The 18,914-nt window shown below is 67.4% G+C and carries 20 protein-coding genes; 8 read left to right on the top strand and 12 right to left on the bottom strand.

Features of this window, described 5'->3' with window-relative positions:
- Nucleotides 1-10: 10 nt before the first annotated feature.
- The 5 genes from ABGB08_RS02640 (at nt 11) to ABGB08_RS02660 (ending at nt 5,635) form a co-directional block, all read left to right on the top strand.
- Entirely contained in the window at nt 11-145 is a 135-nt protein-coding gene (locus tag ABGB08_RS02640) for a SapB/AmfS family lanthipeptide (protein ID WP_155347422.1), read from the top strand.
- Between the two features lie 48 nt (nt 146-193).
- Complete coding sequence (locus tag ABGB08_RS02645; protein WP_155359307.1) at nt 194-331, top strand: SapB/AmfS family lanthipeptide; 138 nt, start codon at nt 194-196, stop codon at nt 329-331.
- A 65-nt stretch (nt 332-396) separates the two neighbouring features.
- Nucleotides 397-2,022: an ABC transporter ATP-binding protein gene (locus ABGB08_RS02650; protein WP_347585770.1), complete on the top strand. Its 1,626-nt coding sequence runs from the start codon at nt 397-399 to the stop codon at nt 2,020-2,022.
- Nucleotides 2,019-3,677, top strand: a complete 1,659-nt coding sequence (locus tag ABGB08_RS02655) for an ABC transporter ATP-binding protein (protein WP_347585772.1) — start codon at nt 2,019-2,021, stop codon at nt 3,675-3,677. The genes ABGB08_RS02650 and ABGB08_RS02655 overlap by 4 nt, the downstream gene beginning before the upstream one ends.
- Complete coding sequence (locus ABGB08_RS02660; protein ID WP_347585774.1) at nt 3,674-5,635, top strand: prolyl oligopeptidase family serine peptidase; 1,962 nt, start codon at nt 3,674-3,676, stop codon at nt 5,633-5,635. The genes ABGB08_RS02655 and ABGB08_RS02660 overlap by 4 nt, the downstream gene beginning before the upstream one ends.
- 95 nt (nt 5,636-5,730) lie before the next feature.
- On the opposite strand, the gene ABGB08_RS02665 is transcribed toward ABGB08_RS02660, so the two are convergent.
- The 9 genes from ABGB08_RS02665 to ABGB08_RS02705 all read right to left on the bottom strand — a co-directional run bounded on the left by ABGB08_RS02665 (nt 5,731) and on the right by ABGB08_RS02705 (nt 12,443).
- The gene (locus ABGB08_RS02665) at nt 5,731-6,204 is read right to left on the bottom strand and encodes an ATP-binding protein (RefSeq protein WP_307729812.1); all 474 of its coding nucleotides are present in this window, start codon (nt 6,202-6,204) and stop codon (nt 5,731-5,733) included.
- Between the two features lie 115 nt (nt 6,205-6,319).
- Nucleotides 6,320-6,565, bottom strand: a complete 246-nt coding sequence (locus ABGB08_RS02670) for a hypothetical protein (RefSeq protein ID WP_347585776.1) — start codon at nt 6,563-6,565, stop codon at nt 6,320-6,322.
- A 247-nt stretch (nt 6,566-6,812) separates the two neighbouring features.
- Nucleotides 6,813-7,214, bottom strand: a complete 402-nt coding sequence (locus ABGB08_RS02675; protein ID WP_347585778.1) for a type II toxin-antitoxin system VapC family toxin — start codon at nt 7,212-7,214, stop codon at nt 6,813-6,815.
- The gene (locus tag ABGB08_RS02680) at nt 7,214-7,513 is read right to left on the bottom strand and encodes a type II toxin-antitoxin system prevent-host-death family antitoxin (protein WP_347585780.1); all 300 of its coding nucleotides are present in this window, start codon (nt 7,511-7,513) and stop codon (nt 7,214-7,216) included. Before ABGB08_RS02680 ends, ABGB08_RS02675 begins: the two co-directional genes overlap by 1 nt.
- Before the next feature lie 121 nt (nt 7,514-7,634).
- Nucleotides 7,635-8,696 (bottom strand): glutamate--cysteine ligase, encoded by a 1,062-nt coding sequence (locus tag ABGB08_RS02685; protein WP_347585832.1) that lies wholly within the window; start codon nt 8,694-8,696, stop codon nt 7,635-7,637.
- Between the two features lie 232 nt (nt 8,697-8,928).
- On the bottom strand, nt 8,929-10,188 hold the full coding sequence (locus ABGB08_RS02690) for an RNA polymerase sigma factor (protein ID WP_347585783.1): 1,260 nt from the start codon (nt 10,186-10,188) through the stop codon (nt 8,929-8,931).
- 167 nt (nt 10,189-10,355) lie between these two features.
- Complete coding sequence (locus ABGB08_RS02695) at nt 10,356-10,721, bottom strand: YciI family protein (protein WP_347585785.1); 366 nt, start codon at nt 10,719-10,721, stop codon at nt 10,356-10,358.
- A 17-nt stretch (nt 10,722-10,738) separates the two neighbouring features.
- Entirely contained in the window at nt 10,739-11,383 is a 645-nt protein-coding gene (locus ABGB08_RS02700) for a DUF998 domain-containing protein (RefSeq protein ID WP_347585787.1), read from the bottom strand.
- A 94-nt stretch (nt 11,384-11,477) separates the two neighbouring features.
- On the bottom strand, nt 11,478-12,443 hold the full coding sequence (locus ABGB08_RS02705; protein WP_347585789.1) for an alcohol dehydrogenase catalytic domain-containing protein: 966 nt from the start codon (nt 12,441-12,443) through the stop codon (nt 11,478-11,480).
- A 169-nt stretch (nt 12,444-12,612) separates the two neighbouring features.
- On the opposite strand from ABGB08_RS02705, the gene ABGB08_RS02710 reads away from it, so the two are divergent.
- A complete protein-coding gene (locus ABGB08_RS02710) occupies nt 12,613-13,302 on the top strand; it encodes a GntR family transcriptional regulator (RefSeq protein WP_347585791.1) in 690 nt (229 codons plus the stop codon).
- A gap of 207 nt (nt 13,303-13,509) precedes the next feature.
- Here the strand turns inward: ABGB08_RS02710 and ABGB08_RS02715 are convergent, their stop codons facing one another.
- Nucleotides 13,510-14,652 (bottom strand): zinc-dependent metalloprotease, encoded by a 1,143-nt coding sequence (locus tag ABGB08_RS02715; protein ID WP_347585793.1) that lies wholly within the window; start codon nt 14,650-14,652, stop codon nt 13,510-13,512.
- Nucleotides 14,653-14,712: 60 nt separating this feature from the next.
- Nucleotides 14,713-16,098 (bottom strand): D-alanyl-D-alanine carboxypeptidase/D-alanyl-D-alanine-endopeptidase, encoded by a 1,386-nt coding sequence (dacB, locus tag ABGB08_RS02720; RefSeq protein WP_347585795.1) that lies wholly within the window; start codon nt 16,096-16,098, stop codon nt 14,713-14,715.
- Nucleotides 16,099-16,238: 140 nt separating this feature from the next.
- Between dacB and ABGB08_RS02725 the strand changes: the two genes are divergently transcribed.
- Nucleotides 16,239-16,730 carry an inorganic diphosphatase gene (locus ABGB08_RS02725; RefSeq protein WP_347585797.1) on the top strand — a complete coding sequence of 164 codons (492 nt, stop codon included), beginning with the start codon at nt 16,239-16,241 and terminating at the stop codon, nt 16,728-16,730.
- Nucleotides 16,731-16,758: 28 nt separating this feature from the next.
- On the top strand, nt 16,759-16,917 hold the full coding sequence (locus ABGB08_RS02730) for a hypothetical protein (RefSeq protein ID WP_347585799.1): 159 nt from the start codon (nt 16,759-16,761) through the stop codon (nt 16,915-16,917).
- A gap of 213 nt (nt 16,918-17,130) precedes the next feature.
- Here the strand turns inward: ABGB08_RS02730 and ABGB08_RS02735 are convergent, their stop codons facing one another.
- Nucleotides 17,131-18,288 (bottom strand): NlpC/P60 family protein, encoded by a 1,158-nt coding sequence (locus tag ABGB08_RS02735; RefSeq protein ID WP_347585801.1) that lies wholly within the window; start codon nt 18,286-18,288, stop codon nt 17,131-17,133.
- Nucleotides 18,289-18,914: the final 626 nt, after the last annotated feature.

Raw genomic sequence — 18,914 nt, forward strand, 5'->3', positions numbered from 1 at the left:
ACACGCGCACATGGTTCTTCTCGACCTTCAGGCCATGGAGGTGCCGGGTGGCGGCGGCCACGGCCACGGCGGCGGCAGCACGCTGACGCTGCTGGGCTGCCAGTCGAACACCCCCAGCAACCTGAGCCTTCTGCTCTGCCACTAGAGCTCTCGCATATCTCAATGAACCCCCCGATAAAGAAGGAGCACGACCATGGTTCTTCTCGACCTTCAGGCGATGGAAGTTCCCGGCGGCGGCCACGGCCACGGCGGTGGCGGCGGGAGCACGCTGACCCTGCTCGGCTGCCAGTCGAACACGCCGAGCAACCTGAGCCTCCTGCTCTGCCACTAGCACGAGTCCCCGAGCCCTGAGCTGCCCCAGCTCAGGGCTCGGCCCTTCTGGAAGGAGAACCCCGGGTGCGTATCGCGGATCAGCTCGTGACCGGGGCGATCAGGCGCGGCGGGTCCGCTGTCGGGGTGCTGGCCGTGACCTCGGTGGTCGGGGGGGTGCTCGCGCTGGCCTTGCCGTACACGCTGGGCCGGACCGCTGACGCCCGTTCGGGGGGCTGGCTCGCGGTGAGCGTCGCGGTTGTCGCGCTGCTGGTCGTCTGTGACACGTTCGGGGTCTGGGCCGGGGGCGCGAGCGGGGCGCAGGCGTCGGCTTGGCTGCGGCATCGGCTGGTACGGCATGTGATAGGCGTCGGGCCGGGATTGACCCGGTCGATTCCGGAAGGCGATCTGGTGACCCGGATCGGAATGAACGCCGAAGAGGTCGGCCGTGCCCCGGATGCCGCGATCACCGGTGCCACGATGCTCATTCCGGCGGTGGGCAGCCTGGTGGCGCTCCTGCTCATCGATCCGTGGCTCGCGTTGACGCTGGTGGCCGGGCTCGCGGTCATCGTGCTGGTGTTGCGGACATTCCTTCGGGTTTCGACCGCGCTCGCGGGGGGTTATCAGGAGGCGCAGGCGGACATCGCCGCGCGGCTGGTCGACGCCGTCGCCGGGGCCAGGACCATCGCCGCCGCCGGGACCGCCGCGCAGGAGACCCGCCGCGTGCTGTCCGCGCTGCCCCAGGTGCGCGCGCACGCGCTGGAACTGTGGCGCGTCCGCGCCCAGGCGGGCGTGCAGGCCGCCGTCGTGATCCCCTTGCTGGAGGTTTGCGTGCTCGGCGTCGGCGGATTCCGCCTCGCCGCCAGCGACCTCACCACCGGCGAACTGTACGCCGCCGCCCGCTATGTCGTCCTTGGCGCCGGCCTCGGCGCCGCCCTCGGCTACGTCAGCCAGGTCGCCCGCGCCCGCGCCGCCGCCCGCCGTATGGTCGCGCTTCTGGACGAATGCCCGGCCCCCCATGGCGTACGGCACCTGCCCGACGGACCCGGCGCCCTCACCTTCCACAACGTCATGGCCCCCGGCCTCACCATCCCCGACCTCAAGATCCCCGGCGGCACGGCCGTCGCCGTCGTCGGCCGTTCCGGCTCCGGCAAATCCCGCCTCGCCGCCCTCGCCGGACGCCTCACCGACCCGGCCGGCGGCGAGATCCTGCTCGACGACGTCCCGCTCACCCTCCTGTCCCGTACGGCGCTGCGGCAAGCGATCGGGTACGCCTTCGAGCGCCCCGCCCTGGTCGGGGACACGGTCGCCGACACCATCGGGCCCTCGGCGGAAGAGGCCGCCCGCGCGGCAGGAGCGGACACGTTCATCCGGCGATTCCCCTCCGGCTACGCCACCCCGCTTGCCGACGCGCCCATGTCCGGCGGCGAACGGCAGCGCATCGGGCTGGCGCGTGCCTTCGCGCACGGCGATCGGCTGCTGGTGCTCGACGACGCCACGTCCAGTTTGGACACCATTACCGAGCATCAGGTGGGGGTCGCTCTGGCCGGGGACTCCCGTACCCGGCTGATCGTCACCCACCGGGCCGCCATGGCGGCCCGCGCCGACCTGGTCATCTGGCTGGAACGCGGCCGGGTACGCGGCTACGACCAGCACGCCCGCCTGTGGCGCAACCAGGACTACCGATCCGTCTTCCAGGCGGAGGCGTCATGACATTTCAGCTGTTGTGGCGCTCTGTGGCGCGGGAGCCGGGGCGGGCGTGGCGGCTGGCCGCGTGGTCAGTGGCGGAAGTGGCGCCGTCGTTCGTGGTCGGGCTGGCGTTGGCGGGGGCCATCGATGACGGGTTCGGGGGCGGGCGGCCCGAGGTCGGGCTGATCTGGGTTGGAGTGCTGGGGTTGTCGTGGGTTGTCGCGGCGGTGGGGGCTCGGCAGGCCTTGCTGGCATTGGCCGGGATTGTGGAACCGTTCCGGGAGCGGTTGATCGCGGGGGTCGTCCAGGACGCCCTGGTCGGGGCGCGGGTGGAGGCGGCCGCGGTGACGCGGTCGAATCTGCAGGTGGAGGTGGCCAGGGACGCGTTCGCGACCGTGCTCGGAGTGCTGCGGTCGTTCGTGTTCACGCTGGTCAGCGTCGTGCTGGGGATGGCGGCGCTGATGCCGGAGGTGCTGGTGCTGGTGCTGCCGCCGATCGCGGCGGGAGTGGCGCTGTTCCTGCTGTCGCTGCCCGCGCTGGCCCGGCGGCAGCGGGAGTTCCTGGTTGCCGATGAGCGGACCACCGAGGTGGTCACGATGGCGATGGGCGGGTTGCGCGATGTCGTGGCCTGCGGCGACGAGGAGCGTACGGTCGCGCTGGTCGGCCGCCGGATCGATGAGCAGGCGGCGGCGGCCCGGGCGCTCGCGCGGGTCACCGCCGTGCGGACGTTCTCGCTCGGGCTAGGCGGCTGGTTGCCGGTGATGCTGGTGCTGGGCTTCGCGCCGGGGCTGGGGGCGAGTCCGGGTGTGGTCGTCGGAGTGCTGGCCGCCGTTGTCCAGTCGCTGACGCCCGCGCTGGGCGGATTGGTGGAAGGACTCGGGGTGAGCGGAGTGCGGCTTGTGGTGACGTTGGAGCGTCTTTTGGGCAATCGACCGGTGGAGGGTCCGCAGCGGGTCATGCCGCCGGATGTACGGGTTGAGCTGTCGGGGGTGACATTTCGGTATGGGCCCCACGCGGACCCTGTTGTCGCCGGTCTCGATCTGGTTGTGGCGGAGGGGGAGCATCTCGCCGTCGTCGGGCCCAGCGGGATTGGTAAGTCCACACTCGCGGCGTTGATCACCGGGCTGGTCCGGCCCGATGAGGGTGCGGTCACCGTCGGCGGAATGGCCGCGGATCGGGTGGACCCCGCCGCGCGGGTGCTCATCCCGCAAGAGGCGTACGTCTTTCGCGGGACGCTCTGGGACAACCTCACCTATCTGTCGGTCGCGTCCGCGCCCCGGGTCGACGGAGCCGTGGACGCGATCGGCGCGCGGGAGCTGGTCGGACGGCTCGGCGGCTATCAGGCCGAGATCCATGCGGGGCTGTTGACCCCGGGGGAACGGCAGTTGCTGGCCCTGGTCCGCGCCTACCTGTCGCCGACGCGGCTCACCATCCTGGACGAATCCACCTGCCATCTCGACTTGGCCGCCGAAGCCCGCGCCGAGCAGGCGTTCGCCCGCCGGGGCGGCACCCTGATCGTCATCGCCCATCGCCTCACCTCGGCCCTGCACGCCCGCCGCATCCTCGTCATGGACGGCAGCACAGCCGTGTCGGGCACGCATGCCGACCTTCTCCGCACGTCTCCCCTGTATGCCGACCTCGCCGGACAGTGGGGTCCCGACCTGGAGAAAGTGTCATGACTTACCCTGACGCGGAACGCCAGCCCATCGTGGATGTCATCCACGGTCACCGGATCGAAGATCCGTACCGGTGGCTGGAGGATCCGGTCAGCCCGCAGACCGAGAAGTGGCTGGCCGCCCAGGACGATCTCTGGCGCACCCATTCGCTCCCCGCCCGGCCCCGCCTCCGCAACCGAATCGCCCAACTCACCGCAACCGGCGTCATCGGCACCCCCACCTGGCGAGGCGAGCGCGCTTTCCGCCTTCGCCGGGAGCCAGGCCAGGAACACGCCATCCTCTATGTCGGCGTCCCAGATCAATGGGAGGCATCCGGGAGGCTTCCCGGCCATATCGGGGAGATGGTGTGGCGGGTGGTGCTCGATCCGATGGTGGTCGATCCGGCGGGGACGACGACGCTTGACGATTGGCATCCGTCGCCGGACGGGAAGCTGGTCACCGTGCAGCTTTCCCGGCGGGGGGAGGAACGGGCTCAGCTGTACGTGCTGGATGTGATGAATGGGGAGGTTGTGGATGGGCCGGTGGGGGATTGCCGGTATTCGCCGGTGGCCTGGCTGCCCTCGTCGGACGCGTTCTACTACATCCGCGGGCGGATGGCCCACCTGCGGCGCCTTCGCGGGGATGATCTGGCGCTGGTTGAGGCGGATGGTCTGGCGTTGAGCGCCGACGGTCGATGGCTGACGCTTTCCACCAATCGGGGGGCTGGTAATGACATCCGCTTGTGCGACCTCGCGGGGCCGGAATGGCGGCAGGTGGAAGGTAGGGGCGCCAAGACGGCGGTGACCGTGGCGGCGGACGGGCGGCTCTATGTCGCCACGACTCAGGGAGCTCCACGGGTGCGGCTGGGCGTCGGCGATCCCGCTGATCCGAATGCCTGGCAAGATCTGGTGCCCGAGGATCCGCAGGCGGTACTCACCGATTTCGCATTGATCGACGGCGCGTTGCTGGTGACGCGGATCCGGCACGCGATCGGCGAGATCAATGTTCACGACCCCGTGACCGGGGAGTGGAGAAGCGCGGTTCCGCTTCCCGGTCACGGTTCCATCGGGCGGATGTCCGCGTCTGGGCATCAGGTGTGGTTCACGTACGCGGATTACGTCACGCCGGAGAGCGTGTATCGGTATGACGTCCGGACCGGGCAGACCACGCTGTGGGAGCCCGCGCCCGGCCGCGCCGACCTGCCGGAGGTCGAATCGCACCAGATCGAATACTCGTCCGCCGATGGCACCCTGGTGCGCATGGTCGTGCTCTCTGGTCCGTCCACCGGCCCTCGACCCTGCATTCTGTACGGCTACGGCGGATTCGGTGTCCCGCTGACTCCGGCCTATTCGAGCTATGTCCTGCCCTGGATAGAAGCCGGGGGGATTTTCGCCTTCGCTCAGATCCGCGGCGGCGGCGAAGAAGGGGAAGACTGGCACCGCGCCGGCACCCTCGACCGTAAACAGAACGTCTTCGATGACTTCGCCGCCGCCGCGGAAACCCTGATCACCGGGCGCTGGACCACGCCGGACCGCCTGGGCATCTGCGGCGAATCCAACGGCGGCCTCCTCGTCGGCGCCATGCTCACCCAGCGCCCCGACCTGTTCGCCGCCGCCGTCTGCTCCGCGCCCGTCCTCGACATGGCCCGCTACGAACTCTCCGGCCTCGGCCCCCGCTGGCGCGCCGAGTACGGCTCCGCGAGCGACCCCGACGCGATCGCCTGGCTTCTCCGCTATTCCCCGTATCACCACGTACGCGAGGGGATCCGATATCCCGCCACGCTCTTCACCGTCTTCGGGGGCGACACCCGAGTAGACCCTTCACATGCGCGGAAGATGTGCGCCGCCCTGCAGCACGCCACCGCCGGGCCCCGTCCGATCCTCCTCCGCCACGAATCCGATGTCGGCCATGGTGCCCGCGCGGGCAGCCGATCCATCGAATTGGCCGCCGACATGCTGGCCTTCTTCACCGCCCACCTCTAAGCCCAGGTCAGATTGGCCTTCTTCACTGCCCACCTCTGAGCGCAGACCATGCTGGCCTTCTACACCGCCCCCCTCCAAGCCCAGGCGAGGGAGGGTCACGCGCTGGCGATCTCGAACCAGACCTTGTTTCGACCGGCTTCGCGGACCATGCCCCAGCGGGCTGAGAGTGCGTCCAGCAGGGGGAGGCCGCGACCGCTGGATCCGTTCGGGATGGAATGGCCCGCGCATGGTGGGCTTGCCGATCCTTCGTCCTGGACGCAGACGCGTACCCGGCCACGGGGAAATGTCACGGTCACCGTGAATTCGCCCCCGTCGCCCGACCGGGAGTGCACCACCGCGTTGGTGGCGATCTCGCTGGTCAGTAACACACAGTCATCATGCAAGGGGTGATCACGACCAAGTGTCGCCGACACCAACCGGCGGGCTTGAACCACCTGATCCCGCCCTCCGGACAGCCGCGCCTCGACATTCCCAGTCGCGGGGACAGCGGAGGCGGTCCCTCCTGTCGCTCCAGGTGTGGCATTCCTGATAGTAGTGGTGCTTCCCATCTCGTTCCCCGACCCGTTCATGAGCCCCCTCCTATGGCCGCGAAATGAAGACGCACGGGCGGCTCTCCTGAGATGTCGCGAGAAGGTAGGAGTTGGCTTCCCTTATGGAACCGTTTACGCCGGGATGTGAAGCCTGTCAGCACGAGGTGCCGAAGTGGCCTAACTGCCATCGCGGCTGATCGTTCGGCCTGTGCGGTCGTGCGCTCGTCGATTCAGGATGCTCAATAACCCGATCCCACGAAGTCGGGAAAAGAATACGAATCGCGGTATCCACCCCACCGCGAGATTCGATAACGATTTCTTCGCCCTTGGTGATATCCCTGACCCGCTCCACGACGAACTCATGATCCTGAGCGCCTGAGCGTCCCTCCGGTTCGGACATGAGCCACCTCCCACCCATCAGGCTAGCCAATTGCCGCCGAATAGCACATAGACCCAGACTAACCACCAAACATGGACACCTAACGCACGGACAGCGCACCACGCCTGCCGACGCGCAGGCTGCCATCAGGGCCAGATCCTGCTCGTGGCGTGACGGGCCGACGACAACCGGTGAGGACGAATAGGAACGATGACGGCTCGACATCCCTGCTCGTGGGCTAGGCCGGGGTGAACAGTTCCAATGGTTGTCAGAGCGACATGCCTGGTGACTCGACGACGAGTCCCGCACTCTCTGCGGCGTTCGCGAGGCCTTTGTCATAAGTGAGGAAAGCTTCCAGGTCGGCGGCCAGCTCCAGCGCCGTGGCAAGGTGAATAGCGTCGAGACTGCCCAGGGTCGGCGGGGGGAGAGCAGCGGCGTCCGCTCGGACGGTCGCGTCGATCTCCAGTAGATCGAGGTGTGCCAGGATACCCGGCACGTGGATGAGAGCGGCAGGATTGGCCCGGTTGATGGCCCTGGGCAACTCAACTTCGACGAGCGAGGAGGAGACTCGCTGGGAATCCATGTGCTGGGACAGATATTCCTCCAGCTCACGAGTCGCGATCTCGATGTGCGCGAGTTTCGCGAGCGCTGAGGTGTCCAGATAGAGCATCAGTAGCGCTCCTCCTCGCGCATGACCTGGAGGGTTTCGGTCGCGGTGTTGCCGGTGTCGATCGACTCGGTGGCGAGCCGCTGGCGGAGGCGTGCGTGCAAAATGGTCCGGCTGCCGGTTGCTGGGCGGAGCCGGCCCTGCGCGATGAGGCGGTCCCGGACGCTGCCGGTGGGGTCGACCGGGATGATCCGGCCGATGACCTTGCCGCGTTCGGTGATCTCCACGGTCTCTCCGGCCTTGACCCGGGCCATGGCGCGGGCCGTGTGATGGGAGAGCTCCCGGATGGGTATGGCCGCCATGGGGTCAGCGTACCACAAATATGTATTACATCTGTCTGGGCTCGAAAGCGAGGCTGGACTGATCAGGAAACAGGTCGGCTGGGTGCATTAGGCAGGCCGCAAGCGTGGTCTTGTTTGGGCGCTATTGGAGTTCTCGGGTGGTTTCTGTGATGAGTTCGTCTATGACGTCGGGGAGGTGGCCGGTGGCGGTGAGGGTGCGGTGCTGGCGGTGGGAGGAGGTGCCGGTGGAGAGGAGGTGGGAGGCGAGGTAAGAGATCTCTTCCCAGTCGCCCAGGTCTTTCAGGGCTTCTTGGGTGTAGTGGAGGAAGCGGTCGAGCATGGCGGGGGCGGGGAGTTTCTCGGAGGTCATGGGGTCGATGAGGTCGGCGGTCAGGCCGGAGCGGGCGGCGCGCCAGGTGGCGGCTTTGATCATGGGTGGCGAGGTGCGGACCGGGGGGCGTTCGGCCTGGATTTCGTCGATGCAGGTGAGGACCAGGGCTCTGGCCAGGCCGGCGAGGAGGACGGTCTCGTCGATGGTGGTGCACGCGTCGGCGATGCGGAATTCGAGGGTGGGGTAGTGGGTGCCCAGCCGGGCGTCCCAGTACAGGTTGCCCGTGTCGGTGAGCGCGTCGCTGTCCAGCAGCTGGCGGACATGCTCGGCATAGGCCGCATGGGACTCGAAGAGGGGTGGCGGACCGCCGATGGGAAATCCCGCCCAGAGGGGGTTCCGGAAGGATTGGTAGCCGGTGTCGGCGCTGTCGTAGAAGGGGGAGCTGGCCGAGATGGCCAGGAACATGGGCAGCCAGGGTTGCACGCGGTTGAGGACCTGGACGGCGAGCTCCTGGTCGGCGATGCCGACGTGCACGTGGCAGCCGCAGGTGACCCGGCGCTGGACCACATCGCGATAATGCTCGAAACACCGGTCATACCGAGGTTTTCGCACGAGCCGGGTGGTTCGCCAGTCGGCGGTGGGCATCGTCCCGGCGGAGAGCACGGAGAGCCCGGCATCTGAGGCCGTCTGGGTGAGCGTGCCCCGGAGTTTCCTGAGTTCGGCCCGGAGCTGCCGCAAGCTGTGACACACGTCGGTTCGTGTCTCGACCGTGGCCAGATGGAATTCATGGTCGTATCCGTGATAGGTGCCAGGCACGGTGGGGCTCATGGCGAGGAGGGCGCCCATATTCGGGAGCCCTTCCGGCGCTAGCATTCGGCTCACCGGATCAACAATGAAGAACTCTTCTTCCACTCCCATCGTGAGCACAACGCGACTATACCGACGTCATTTCTGAAGTCAAACACCCAGGAAAACCCCTAGATTGTATATAAGGATGACCAATATCAGGACAAGAATCGGGATTTGTCCATTGGTGCCGCGTGCTCCTGGGCATGGGGCCGCCGCGGGTGATCTCCGGAATAATTGGGAAATTATTGACAACACGCTATTCTCGTAGCGCCTCGGCTTGGCGGAGGAACAGGCTCCGCTCGCGCTCGTTACGGGTCAGCCCGGCGGCTCGCTCGAATTCCTCCCGGGCCTCCGCCGTACGCCCCAGCCGGGCCAGCAGGTCCCCGCGCACGGCAGGCAACTGCGGATATTCCCGAAGCGCCTTCTCCGCTCCCAGCCCTTCGACGATCTCCAACCCCCGCCCAGGCCCGTACGCCATGCTCACCGCCACCGCGCGGTTCAACTCCACCACCGGTGACGGCGCGACATGACCGAGAACCAGATACAGCGCGGCCATTCGCTCCCAATCGGTGTCCTCTGCCGACATCGCCCTGGCGTGACAGGCGGCGATCGCGGCCTGCAGGCCGTACGGGCCTAGGGTGCCGAGCGACTCGGCGCGCTGCAGGGCGGCGAGGCCGCGGCGGATGAGCAGCCGATCCCAGCGGCCACGGTCTTGATCGAGGAGCAGGACGGGTTCGCCGTCTGGGCCGGTGCGGGCCACGATGCGGGACATCTGGAGTTCCATCAAGGCGACCAGCCCGTGCACTTCCGTTTCGGACGGCATCAAACCCACCAGGATTCGCCCGAGCCGCAATGCTTCCTCGCAGAGCGACGGGCGCATCCAGTCGTCCCCGGTGGTCGCGGCGTAACCTTCGTTGAAGATGAGATAGATCACCTCCAGCACCGAAGCCAGCCGCGCGGGGAGCTCTCCCGGAGGGGGCAACTCGATCTTGATGTGCTTGTCGGAAAGGGTGCGTTTGGCGCGGAAGATTCGCTGTCCGACGGTCGGTTCGGGGACCAGGAACGCGCGGGCGATCTCCTCGGTGCTCAGCCCGCCGAGCAGCCGGAGCGTCAGGGCCAGCCGTCCTTCCGTGGAGAGCACCGGATGGCAGGCCGTGAACAGCAGCCGCAGCACGTCATCGCCGAACGGATCATCGAGCATGTCCACGGTTTCGGTCTCGACGTCCGCCTGCTGCCGTACCTGATCGCGGCCGAATTCTTGGAGTTTCTCCTCATATCGGCTACGGCGCCGGAGCATGTCGATGGCGCGGTGTTTGGCGGTGAGGGTGAGCCAGGCCCCGGGATTGTCCGGAACTCCCGATTGCGGCCACTGTTCCAGCGCGATGACCAGCGCGTCCTGCGCCAGCTCTTCGGCCAGCCCGATGTCGCCCACGATCCGGGCCAGCCCGGCGATCACTCGTCCGGCTTCCATCCGCCAGACCGCCTCGACCACCCGATGCGGGTCGCTCCCCGTCATACCGGTCGATCCAAGCACGTCGAATCGCAAAACACGATGTCGGTTGATTAAAACCGTTCTGTCGATCAGGGGGTGAACGACCCCGGCTGAATGCTGGAGGTCGAAGTCCCGGGATACTGAACGGCCCCCGGCCGAAGGAACTCGACCGGGGGCCATATCACGAAATATCAGGCGAAGTCTTCGGGGCCGTACACGCGGTGCACGATGGCTTCGCCCTCGAAGCCGGGCCACATGTCGCGGTGAAGCTTCATGAAGCGGCTGCCCCACTCGACCGCCTCCTCCTTGGACCTGACCTGGTACAGCGCGTAGCTGACCAGTTCCTTCGCTTCGGCGAACGGCCCGTCGGTGACGGTCAGCTTGCCGCCGACCACCTCGACCCTGGCCCCTTCGGCGCTGGGAGCCAGCCCGCCGTTGTCCAGCAGCGCGCCCGCCTTCGTGGCGTCTTCGCCGAGTTTGTTCACAGCCTCCAGCAGCTCACCGGGGGGCGGAGTGTCCGGCCGGGCGGTGATGGCGAGGGTAATCAGGTATCGCATCGTTTTCTCCTTTGGTGTCAGATGCGGCGGTACAGATGGACGGAAACGAGGGAGAGCCAGGTCCAGATGATCAGGACCCCGGCGACGAAGGTCAGGTTCGACCAGGCCGCGCCGCCGCCGCTGCTCACGGCGGCGAAAGCGGCCGCGAACAGCACCCCGGACGCGCCGGTGTAGGCCGCCCACCCGGTACGGCTTTCGCCCGCGAACCGCCGCGCCATGATCAGGCACGCCACGATCAGGCAGGTGAAGCCGATGCCCCCGCAGACGAAATGCATCGTGCCCTGCCACGTTACGACTCCCGGCCCTTCGGGCGTACCCACCGGAAAGCCCATGGCGGGGTCGGCTCTGAAGATTCCGGCGCCGATCAGGCTCAGGCCGTACACGGCGATGAGGCGGGTGGTCCACGGCGAGCCGATGGCGCGGCCGATGCCGATGGCGGCGGCGAGGGTGGCCAGGCCCGTGATCACGAAGTTGGTGATCTGGATCCAGCCGAGGTCGCCGTTGGACAGGAAGCTCCACGGGTGGCGGGTGAGGTCGAAGCCTGTTCGGGTCAGGGCCTGGGCGAGGGAGACCGTCACGTAGAGCGGGCCCGCCAGGACGCCGTAGCCGAGTAGGGATTTGGTGAGGCTTGTCTGCGGGTCGCAGGTGAGTTGCTCGGTCATGATCCTGCTCCTTGCGAGTCCTGGGGGTTGTTCGGCCCGATGACTACGCTTCGAATGAGGTCACGCCGATTCGACAGCTTCCGAGAAGTTTTTTTCAGCGTTGTGGTTCGATCACGATCTTGAGGCCTTGGCGGCGGGTGGCGGCGATGAACGCGGCCGGGGTCTCGGTGAGCGGGTAGCGCGCGGTGACCAGCGAGGAGACGTCGATTTTGCCTTCTTCGACCAGGCGGATCGCGCGCGGGTAGACGTCGTTCATTCGTCGGACAAGGGCGAGGGTGAGGCCTTTGCGCCGGGCCAGGGAGGCGCGGAACGACGTGCGGTCTTCGTCGGGGATGCCGACCAGGACGACTCGGCCGCCGGGGCGGGCCAGCTCGAGCGCGGTGTCGACGGCGGCGTCGTTCCCGGCGACCTCGAAGACCACGTCGGCTTGGGCGTTTTCGGGGAGTACGGCGCCGAAACGTCGGGCCGCTTCGGCGCGATGGGGGAGCGGTTCGACGGCGATGATCGTGGACGCTCCGGCCAGGCGGGCGAGCTGGATCAGCAGCAGGCCGATCGGGCCGCAGCCGACCACGGCGACCGTGCCGCCGAGGTGGAGATGGCCCAGGTCGAAGGCGTGCAGGGCGACGCCGAGGGGTTCCAGCATGGCGCCATCGCTGTCGGAGACGCCGTCGGGGAGGGCGTGCAGGAGTTCGGTCGGCCAGGCGATCATCTCCTGGAGGCCGCCGTCGAGCCGATCGTGTCCGGCGAATCGGACGTACGGGCAGAGGTTGCGGTAGCCGCCTCGGCAGCTTGTGCATGTTTCACAGGGGATGGCGGGATCGACGGCGACGCGGCGGCCGTGGGCGGGGCCGCCTTCGATGACGCCGGCGAATTCATGACCGACCACGAGGGGGGTGGTGATCGTGGCGTCGCCGATTCCGCCTTCGGCGTACCAGTGCAGGTCTGAGCCGCAGAGGCCGACGGCGGTAACCCTGACGAGGGTCATACCGGGTCCGACCTGGGGGATTGGTTCGTCGGTGAGCCGGATGTCGGCTACGCCGTGGAGTCGCGAGACTCTCATGGGGTTGTCCGCATTTGTGCCATAGGGCTCCGACCTTTACTAGAGTCTGGGAATCTGTCAAGAATACGTGTGGCCGTCCTGATAGCCGCTCGGTGCGTACGCGCTGGGCAGACTTTGTATAGTTAGGTAGCAGATTGACAATTTGCTATAGCAAAAATGCGGTGTTTGCGTGACTGGCGCCGCGCTCTCCCACCTGACCTCCGAGACCCTCGCCGACCAGGCGTATGCCGCGCTGCGGCTGGCTATCGCCAACGGTGAGCTCGCGTGGGGAGAGAAGATCACCGAACGCGGCCTGGCCACGCGCCTCGCCGTCAGCCCGACTCCCGTTCGCGAGGCCCTGCGCCGCCTGGAGCAGGACCGCCTGGTCGAACGCACGGGGCCTCGCTCATTACGGGTGGTACGGCTTTCGCCGGAGACCCTGGCCGAAATCCGCGAAGTAGAAGTGCAACTTCAGGGCCTGATCGCACGGTTCGCGGCCCGGCACATCGACGCGGAAACGCTGGCGCAGCTGGACTCCGTGCTCGCCGAAGCCGACCCGCTTCGCGCCACTCTGGTCCGGATCAACGACGCGGGCGGGACTCTGCCTCCCGAAACCGTCCAGCGCCTCCTGGCCGCCCTTCGACGATTCCACACAATCGTGGAGGAGGCGGGTGCCAATCCGGTCCTGGCAGGCCTCCTGGAGCAAGCACGCGCCTTCAGCCCTGCGGTGAGGGTGGAATCAGCGCTTGCCCAACTGACGGCCACCGATGGAGCGTACGAGGAACATCACCTCCTCCTCCAGGCCCTCCACGCCCACGACGAATCCCGCGCCGAACAAATAGCCCGCCATCACGGAACACCCCCACCTGATGCGAGTTAAGGCATCGTGTGGTGGCTGAGGTTCGTAGCGGGTGGGCAGGGCGGACACTCCGGCCGACCGTGATAGCTAGCCTCTCGTAAGCCGCTGGTCAGCGGCCATCGCGGGCGCGGTGGTCTCGGGCACGGTCTTACGTCGGCCTACGTGTCCGCCCTGCCCACCCGCAGGGTGCCCCGCCGTACTTCGCACCGGTTTTGAGGCGAAGTTGGATCACTCGGGGTTGTTGGGGTCCTTGTTGGTTGGGGGGGTTATGCCGTTCTGGCCATTTTGGCCGTTCTGGGTGTTGTGGGGAGGGAGGGCGTTGGAGTTGAGGACGCGGTTCATCCAGAGGTGGGGGTCGGAGATTTCTTGGCGGGTGGGGAGGGTGTTGGGGGAGGTCCAGACGCGGTTGAAGCCGGTCATGCCTGCTTCGTTGACGACGGCCTTGACAAAGGTGGAGCCCTCGGCGTACTGCTTCATTTTGAGTTCGATGCCGAGGAGGCGGCGGATGATCTGGTCGATGCGAGAGCCGCCGGCGCGGCGGTGCTGGAATTTGGCGCGGATGTCGGCGACGGAGGGGACCACGGAGGGGCCGACGGCGTCCATGACGTAGTCGCCGTGGCCCTCGACGAGGGTCATCACGGCGGTGACGCGGTCGAGGATGGTCTTCTGCTCGGGGGTCTGGATGGCCTCGATGATGTTGCTGTCGCCGCCCTTGAAGGCGTCGGCGACGGCGTCGGTGACGTCGCGCATGCGGTGGAGCAGGGTGGAGAGATCCAGGTCGGAGATGGTGAGGAATTCCGTCATCTGGGACTGGAGGTATTCGCGCAGCCAGGGGACGCCGGTGAACTGCACCCGGTGGGTCTCCTCGTGCAGGCAGACCCAGAGGCGGAAGTCACGGGGGTCCACGGCGAGTTCGCGTTCCGCGTGCACGATGTTCGGCGCGACCAGGGTCAACCGGCCGGTGGGCGCGTTTCCGTCAGGGTCCGGCGGCAGGAACAGCTCGTACTGCCCGAGCACCCGGGAGGCGAGGAACGCCAGCACGGCGCCCACCTCGACGCCGGTGATCCGGGAGCCGACCGCGCTCACGATGCCGGGCATGCTGCTGCCGACCTTGTCGGTCAGCGGCTCAAGGACGACCTTGAACCCGTCCACGTTGGCCCGGATCCAGCCGGGCCGGTCGACGATCGTGGCCTCCTCCGGAGGCGCCGAGTCGATGCCGGTGAACTCCTTGACGTGGCCTTCGGCCTCGCGGGACAGCCGGCGGAGCTCGGTCACGGCGTTCTTGGCCTCGTCCCGGCTCACCTGCGGGCCCGGGCGGACCAGACGCACTCCGGTGGCGACGGCGAGGTCCCAATCGATTACTGCGGGCATTACTCGCTCACCGCTCCTCATTAGCTGCGTTCCGCATTTCCCCCACCGTATGTCCTGCCGTTACGCCGCGCGCGACACGATCGCGGCGAGCTTGTCAAGCGCCTCGATCGTCTTCGCCGGGTTGGCGACGTCGTTGGCCATGAAGGCGAAGCTGAGCAACCGGCCGTCCATGGTGTAGACGAGGCCGGTCAGCGTGTTCACTCCGTTGAGCGTGCCCGTCTTGGCGCGGACCAATCCGGCCCCGGCCCGCGAGTCGGACTCGTCGTACCTGTCATGCAAAGTTCCGGTGTACCCGGCCACGGGCAGGCCGCTGACCAGCGTGTGCAGTTCGGGATGGGCCGGAGAGGCGGACAGGGCGACCAGTTTGGCCAGCGCGGCCGGGGTGATCCTGTTCTGGGTGGACAGGCCGCTGCCGTCGTGCACTTCGACCCCCTGGTCGGCGCCGAGCCTGGCCAGCACCTGGTGCACGGCCTGGGCCTGGCCGATGAAGGTGTGCGGGAGTTTCTCGCTGATCGCGACCTGCCGGGCGAGGGCTTCGGCCAGGTCGTTGTCGCTGATCGTGAGCATACGTTCGACCAGCTGGTAGACGGGGGCGGATTCGACTCTGGCGAGTTCGGGGGAGGTGGGCTTCGCCGTACCAGGCCGGATGTTGTCGTTGACTTTGATGCCCTGCTTTTCGAGAAGCTCGGCGAACGCGAGGGCGGCCGCGCGGGGCGGGTCGGCGGAGCGGGAGTCCGACTTCGGGGAAACCCGGCCTGCGTCGATCGCGAGCGCTGTCACGGGCATCGCGCTTCCCTCTGGTACGTACGTCGGCTTCCACCCTGGCGCGATCGTCGGCCCAGCGAACAGCGAGGCGTCATACCTGAGCGAAACCGACCTGGTCCCCGCGGCTTTGAGCGCCCTCGCAGTACGGGAGGCGAGCGTGGCCAGCGACGCCGGACGAGGATAGACGCGCTCCTTGGCGTCGGCCTCGGGCCCTGCCAGGGTCACGTCGCCGCCGCCGACGAGCGCGATCGACGTGGTGCCCGAGCGGATCACCTTCGTCACCAGCTTGGTGTCCGCCCCGACCGAGGCCAGCGCGGCCACTCCGGTGACGACCTTGGTGGTGGAGGCCGGAGTGAGCGCGGTGGCGGCCGCGGAGTCGAACAAGGTTTCGCCGGTCTCGGTGTCGAGCACCGACCCCGCCAGTTTTCCGCCAATCGCCGGGTCACCCATCGCATCACCGAGCAGGGCGGCCAAAGTACCCTTGGCTGGGAGAGGTCCGTCTGCCGCGGGATCCAGCACAGGGCCCGCGGTGACAATAGGGGTGGGAGTCGGTTTCGGTGCCGCTATCGAGGCCGGGAGTTGTTCGGTGCCGTGGACGATCACATAGACGCCCACGGCGATGGCGAACGCCTGCAGCAGGGCGAGGGTGAGCAACAACACCCAGCGCTCGCGTCGCACCACGTGACCTCTTCCTGATATACGCCGCCAAATAGGATCCGTGATCCCGGGCCACCCATGATGGCCCAGGTCACACGTTTCTTAATAAACGAGACACTAATGCCACCTCGGGGCCGCCCGGGGTGCTGAGCGGAGGAACCGCAGTGGAATTCGACGTCCTCGTTGAGATTCCCAAGGGGCAGCGGAACAAGTACGAGGTGGACCACACGACCGGGCGCATCCGCCTGGACCGCATGCTGTTCACCTCCACCCAGTACCCCGCGGACTACGGCTTCATCGAAAACACCCTCGGCGAGGACGGCGACCCCCTGGACGCCCTCGTCCTCCTCCAGGAGCCCACCTTCCCCGGCTGCCTCATCCGCTGCCGCGCCGTCGGCATGTTCCGGATGACCGACGAGAAGGGCGGCGACGACAAGGTCCTCTGCGTGCCCTCCACCGACCCCCGGATGGAGCACATCCGCGACATCCACCACGTCCCCGAGTTCGACCGCCTGGAGATCCAGCACTTCTTCGAGGTCTACAAGGACCTGGAGCCCGGCAAGTCAGTCGAGGGCGCGAACTGGGTCGGCCGGGTCGAAGCCCAACTCGAGATCGAACGCTCGATCAAACGCGCCCAAACCGCACCCGAACACTGAACCTGATCTGTGTACGCCTTCCGCGGCGATGACGACTGACCTGGCCTGCGTCGGCGACGTCACATCAACATGTACGTCCTCCATGGCGATGATGACGACTGACCCGGCCTGCGTCGGCGACGTCGCGTCCTCCGTTGCAGTGACGACGACCGACCTGGCCAGTGTTGGCGGCATCGCAGCAACCTGAACACCCCATGGCCGTGATGACGACTGAACCTGGTCTGCGTTGGCGGCCTCGCACGCCCTCCGTGGCGGTGACGACGTTCGCCGCGTTCGCGACCGCCACCCGCCAAGCCCGGCGAACCTTGGTGGATCCGACTTTGTTCATGGCTGGCGGGGCAGTGGATCTGACATTCCTGGCGGATCCGTGGCCGGGCGGGCGGTCAGTGGACCTCGGCGGTTAGGCTGGGCGGGTGGCGCCGACCAGGTCGCGGCGCCAGATCGACGCGGTGCGGACCACGTCCCCCGTTTGGGGGGCGTGGACCATCAGGCCCCGGCCGATGAAGATGCCGACGTGGTGGATCGTTCCCGGGTCGCTGGAGACGCGGCCGAAGAAGAGCAGGTCGCCTGGCCGGAGCTGGCTCAGGGGCACGTGCGGGCCCGAGGTCCATTGGGTTCCGGTCCAGTGGTCGAGATCGACTCCGGCCTGCTCCCAGGCGCGCATGCTCAGGCCGGAGCAGTCGAAGCTCCCCGGACCGTCGGCCGCCCAGACGTAGGGTTTGCCCAGCTGGTTCAGCGCCCACTGGGCCGCGATCCCGCCCATCCCGGATGACGCCGCACGCGCCCATTTGGGAGCGGACCCCAGGCGGAAGTTCGAATGCCGCCCGGCTGCCGCCTGTTCCCGCCTGATACGCGCCAGTTCCCGTTCCCGCTTGATGCGCTCCACCTTCGAGCGGGCGGCATCCAGCTGCTCGACCAGGCCGGCCTTCTCCTTCTTGATCGACTTGGTCTCCGCCAGCTGCTCCTCGACCGCTTTGGCGGCGGCCTCCTTCAGCCGTTCCGCCTCTCTCGCGGCGGTCTGCTGCTCGGCCAGCGCGTGGGCCGCCTGAGCCTCCAGGATGGCGTGGACCTGCTGCGAGTCCCGCAACCGGTTCATCGTCGCCGACTGCTCATCGCTCAGCTGGCTGAGCAAGCTGGCCCGGCGCAGGAACGCAGTTCCCTCGCCGACCACCGCGACCATCGGCTGGGAGACGTCGAGCCTGCCGTAGGTGTCGGCCGCGATGGCCGCCACCTGTTTTCGAGCCACCTCGACCTGCGCCTCAGCGCTGGTGAGGTTCGCGGTGAGAGCCTCGTGGCGGGTTTTCGCGTCACGGAGCCGAACCAGTTCCCCGTTGTACGCCTCGACGAGACGTTCCGCGCGGCTGGCCAGTTCCTGGAGCCGGGATTCGGCCGTAGCCAGCTTGAGCTGGGCGCGGTTGAGGTCGCGCGAACGTTCCTCGACCTGGTCTTGGGCATCCTCGATATCCGACTTATCGGGTTCGGCGGCGACCGGCGAACCGCCTACGGCGAAGGCGAGAACGCCGACCATGGCGATCATCATCGACCTGCGAAGTGGCATGACAGTCCCCTTCCGTCACTCCACTCCCACCATTCCCATAGATCACCCTGTGCACACTTCTTATCACTCACGGTAATTTGACCAGGCGGGAGCACTCGTGCTCAGCGTTTCCCGGGGTTCTCCCACCCGTCCGTTCCGCTGGATGACACGCTTGAAGGTCCGGTGGCTCTCCCACCCACCCTCCTTTCATTCCTTGCGGGCCTCCGCCCATCCCCTCCGTTCGCCGCATTGCCAGTGCCTGGCGAAATCAGCCGAAACCCCTCGGGAGGGTCCTGTGATCGATCACCCCATCCACGCGCCTGTCGAGCTAGGCCGGATCGTGCCGACCCGAACGTTCACCTCCAGGAGCGTGCCTGGATGGTCTGGGCCGGAAATCGGGCCAAATGTCAGCACATCTCCCGTCCGTAGCCGGGCGCCGCCCACCGTGATGCGGGTGAGCAACTGCGCGTCCAGTAGCGCGGGCCGAAATGACGACCTCAGGCAGACGCGCCGCAGAAGCTCCGGCGTCGTTAGGTAACCCGCCCAAATCCATGCCTGGGTGGCGCCACCGGAAGGGGTCCCGTTAGGTGATCTAACGGCATGAGCGGTTGGTTTTGCGGGTGTGGTCGCGGGTGGAGTCAGGGGTG

Source organism: Acrocarpospora sp. B8E8, from assembly GCF_039871605.1.
In the GTDB taxonomy this organism is placed as follows: Bacteria; Actinomycetota; Actinomycetes; order Streptosporangiales; family Streptosporangiaceae; genus Acrocarpospora; species Acrocarpospora macrocephala.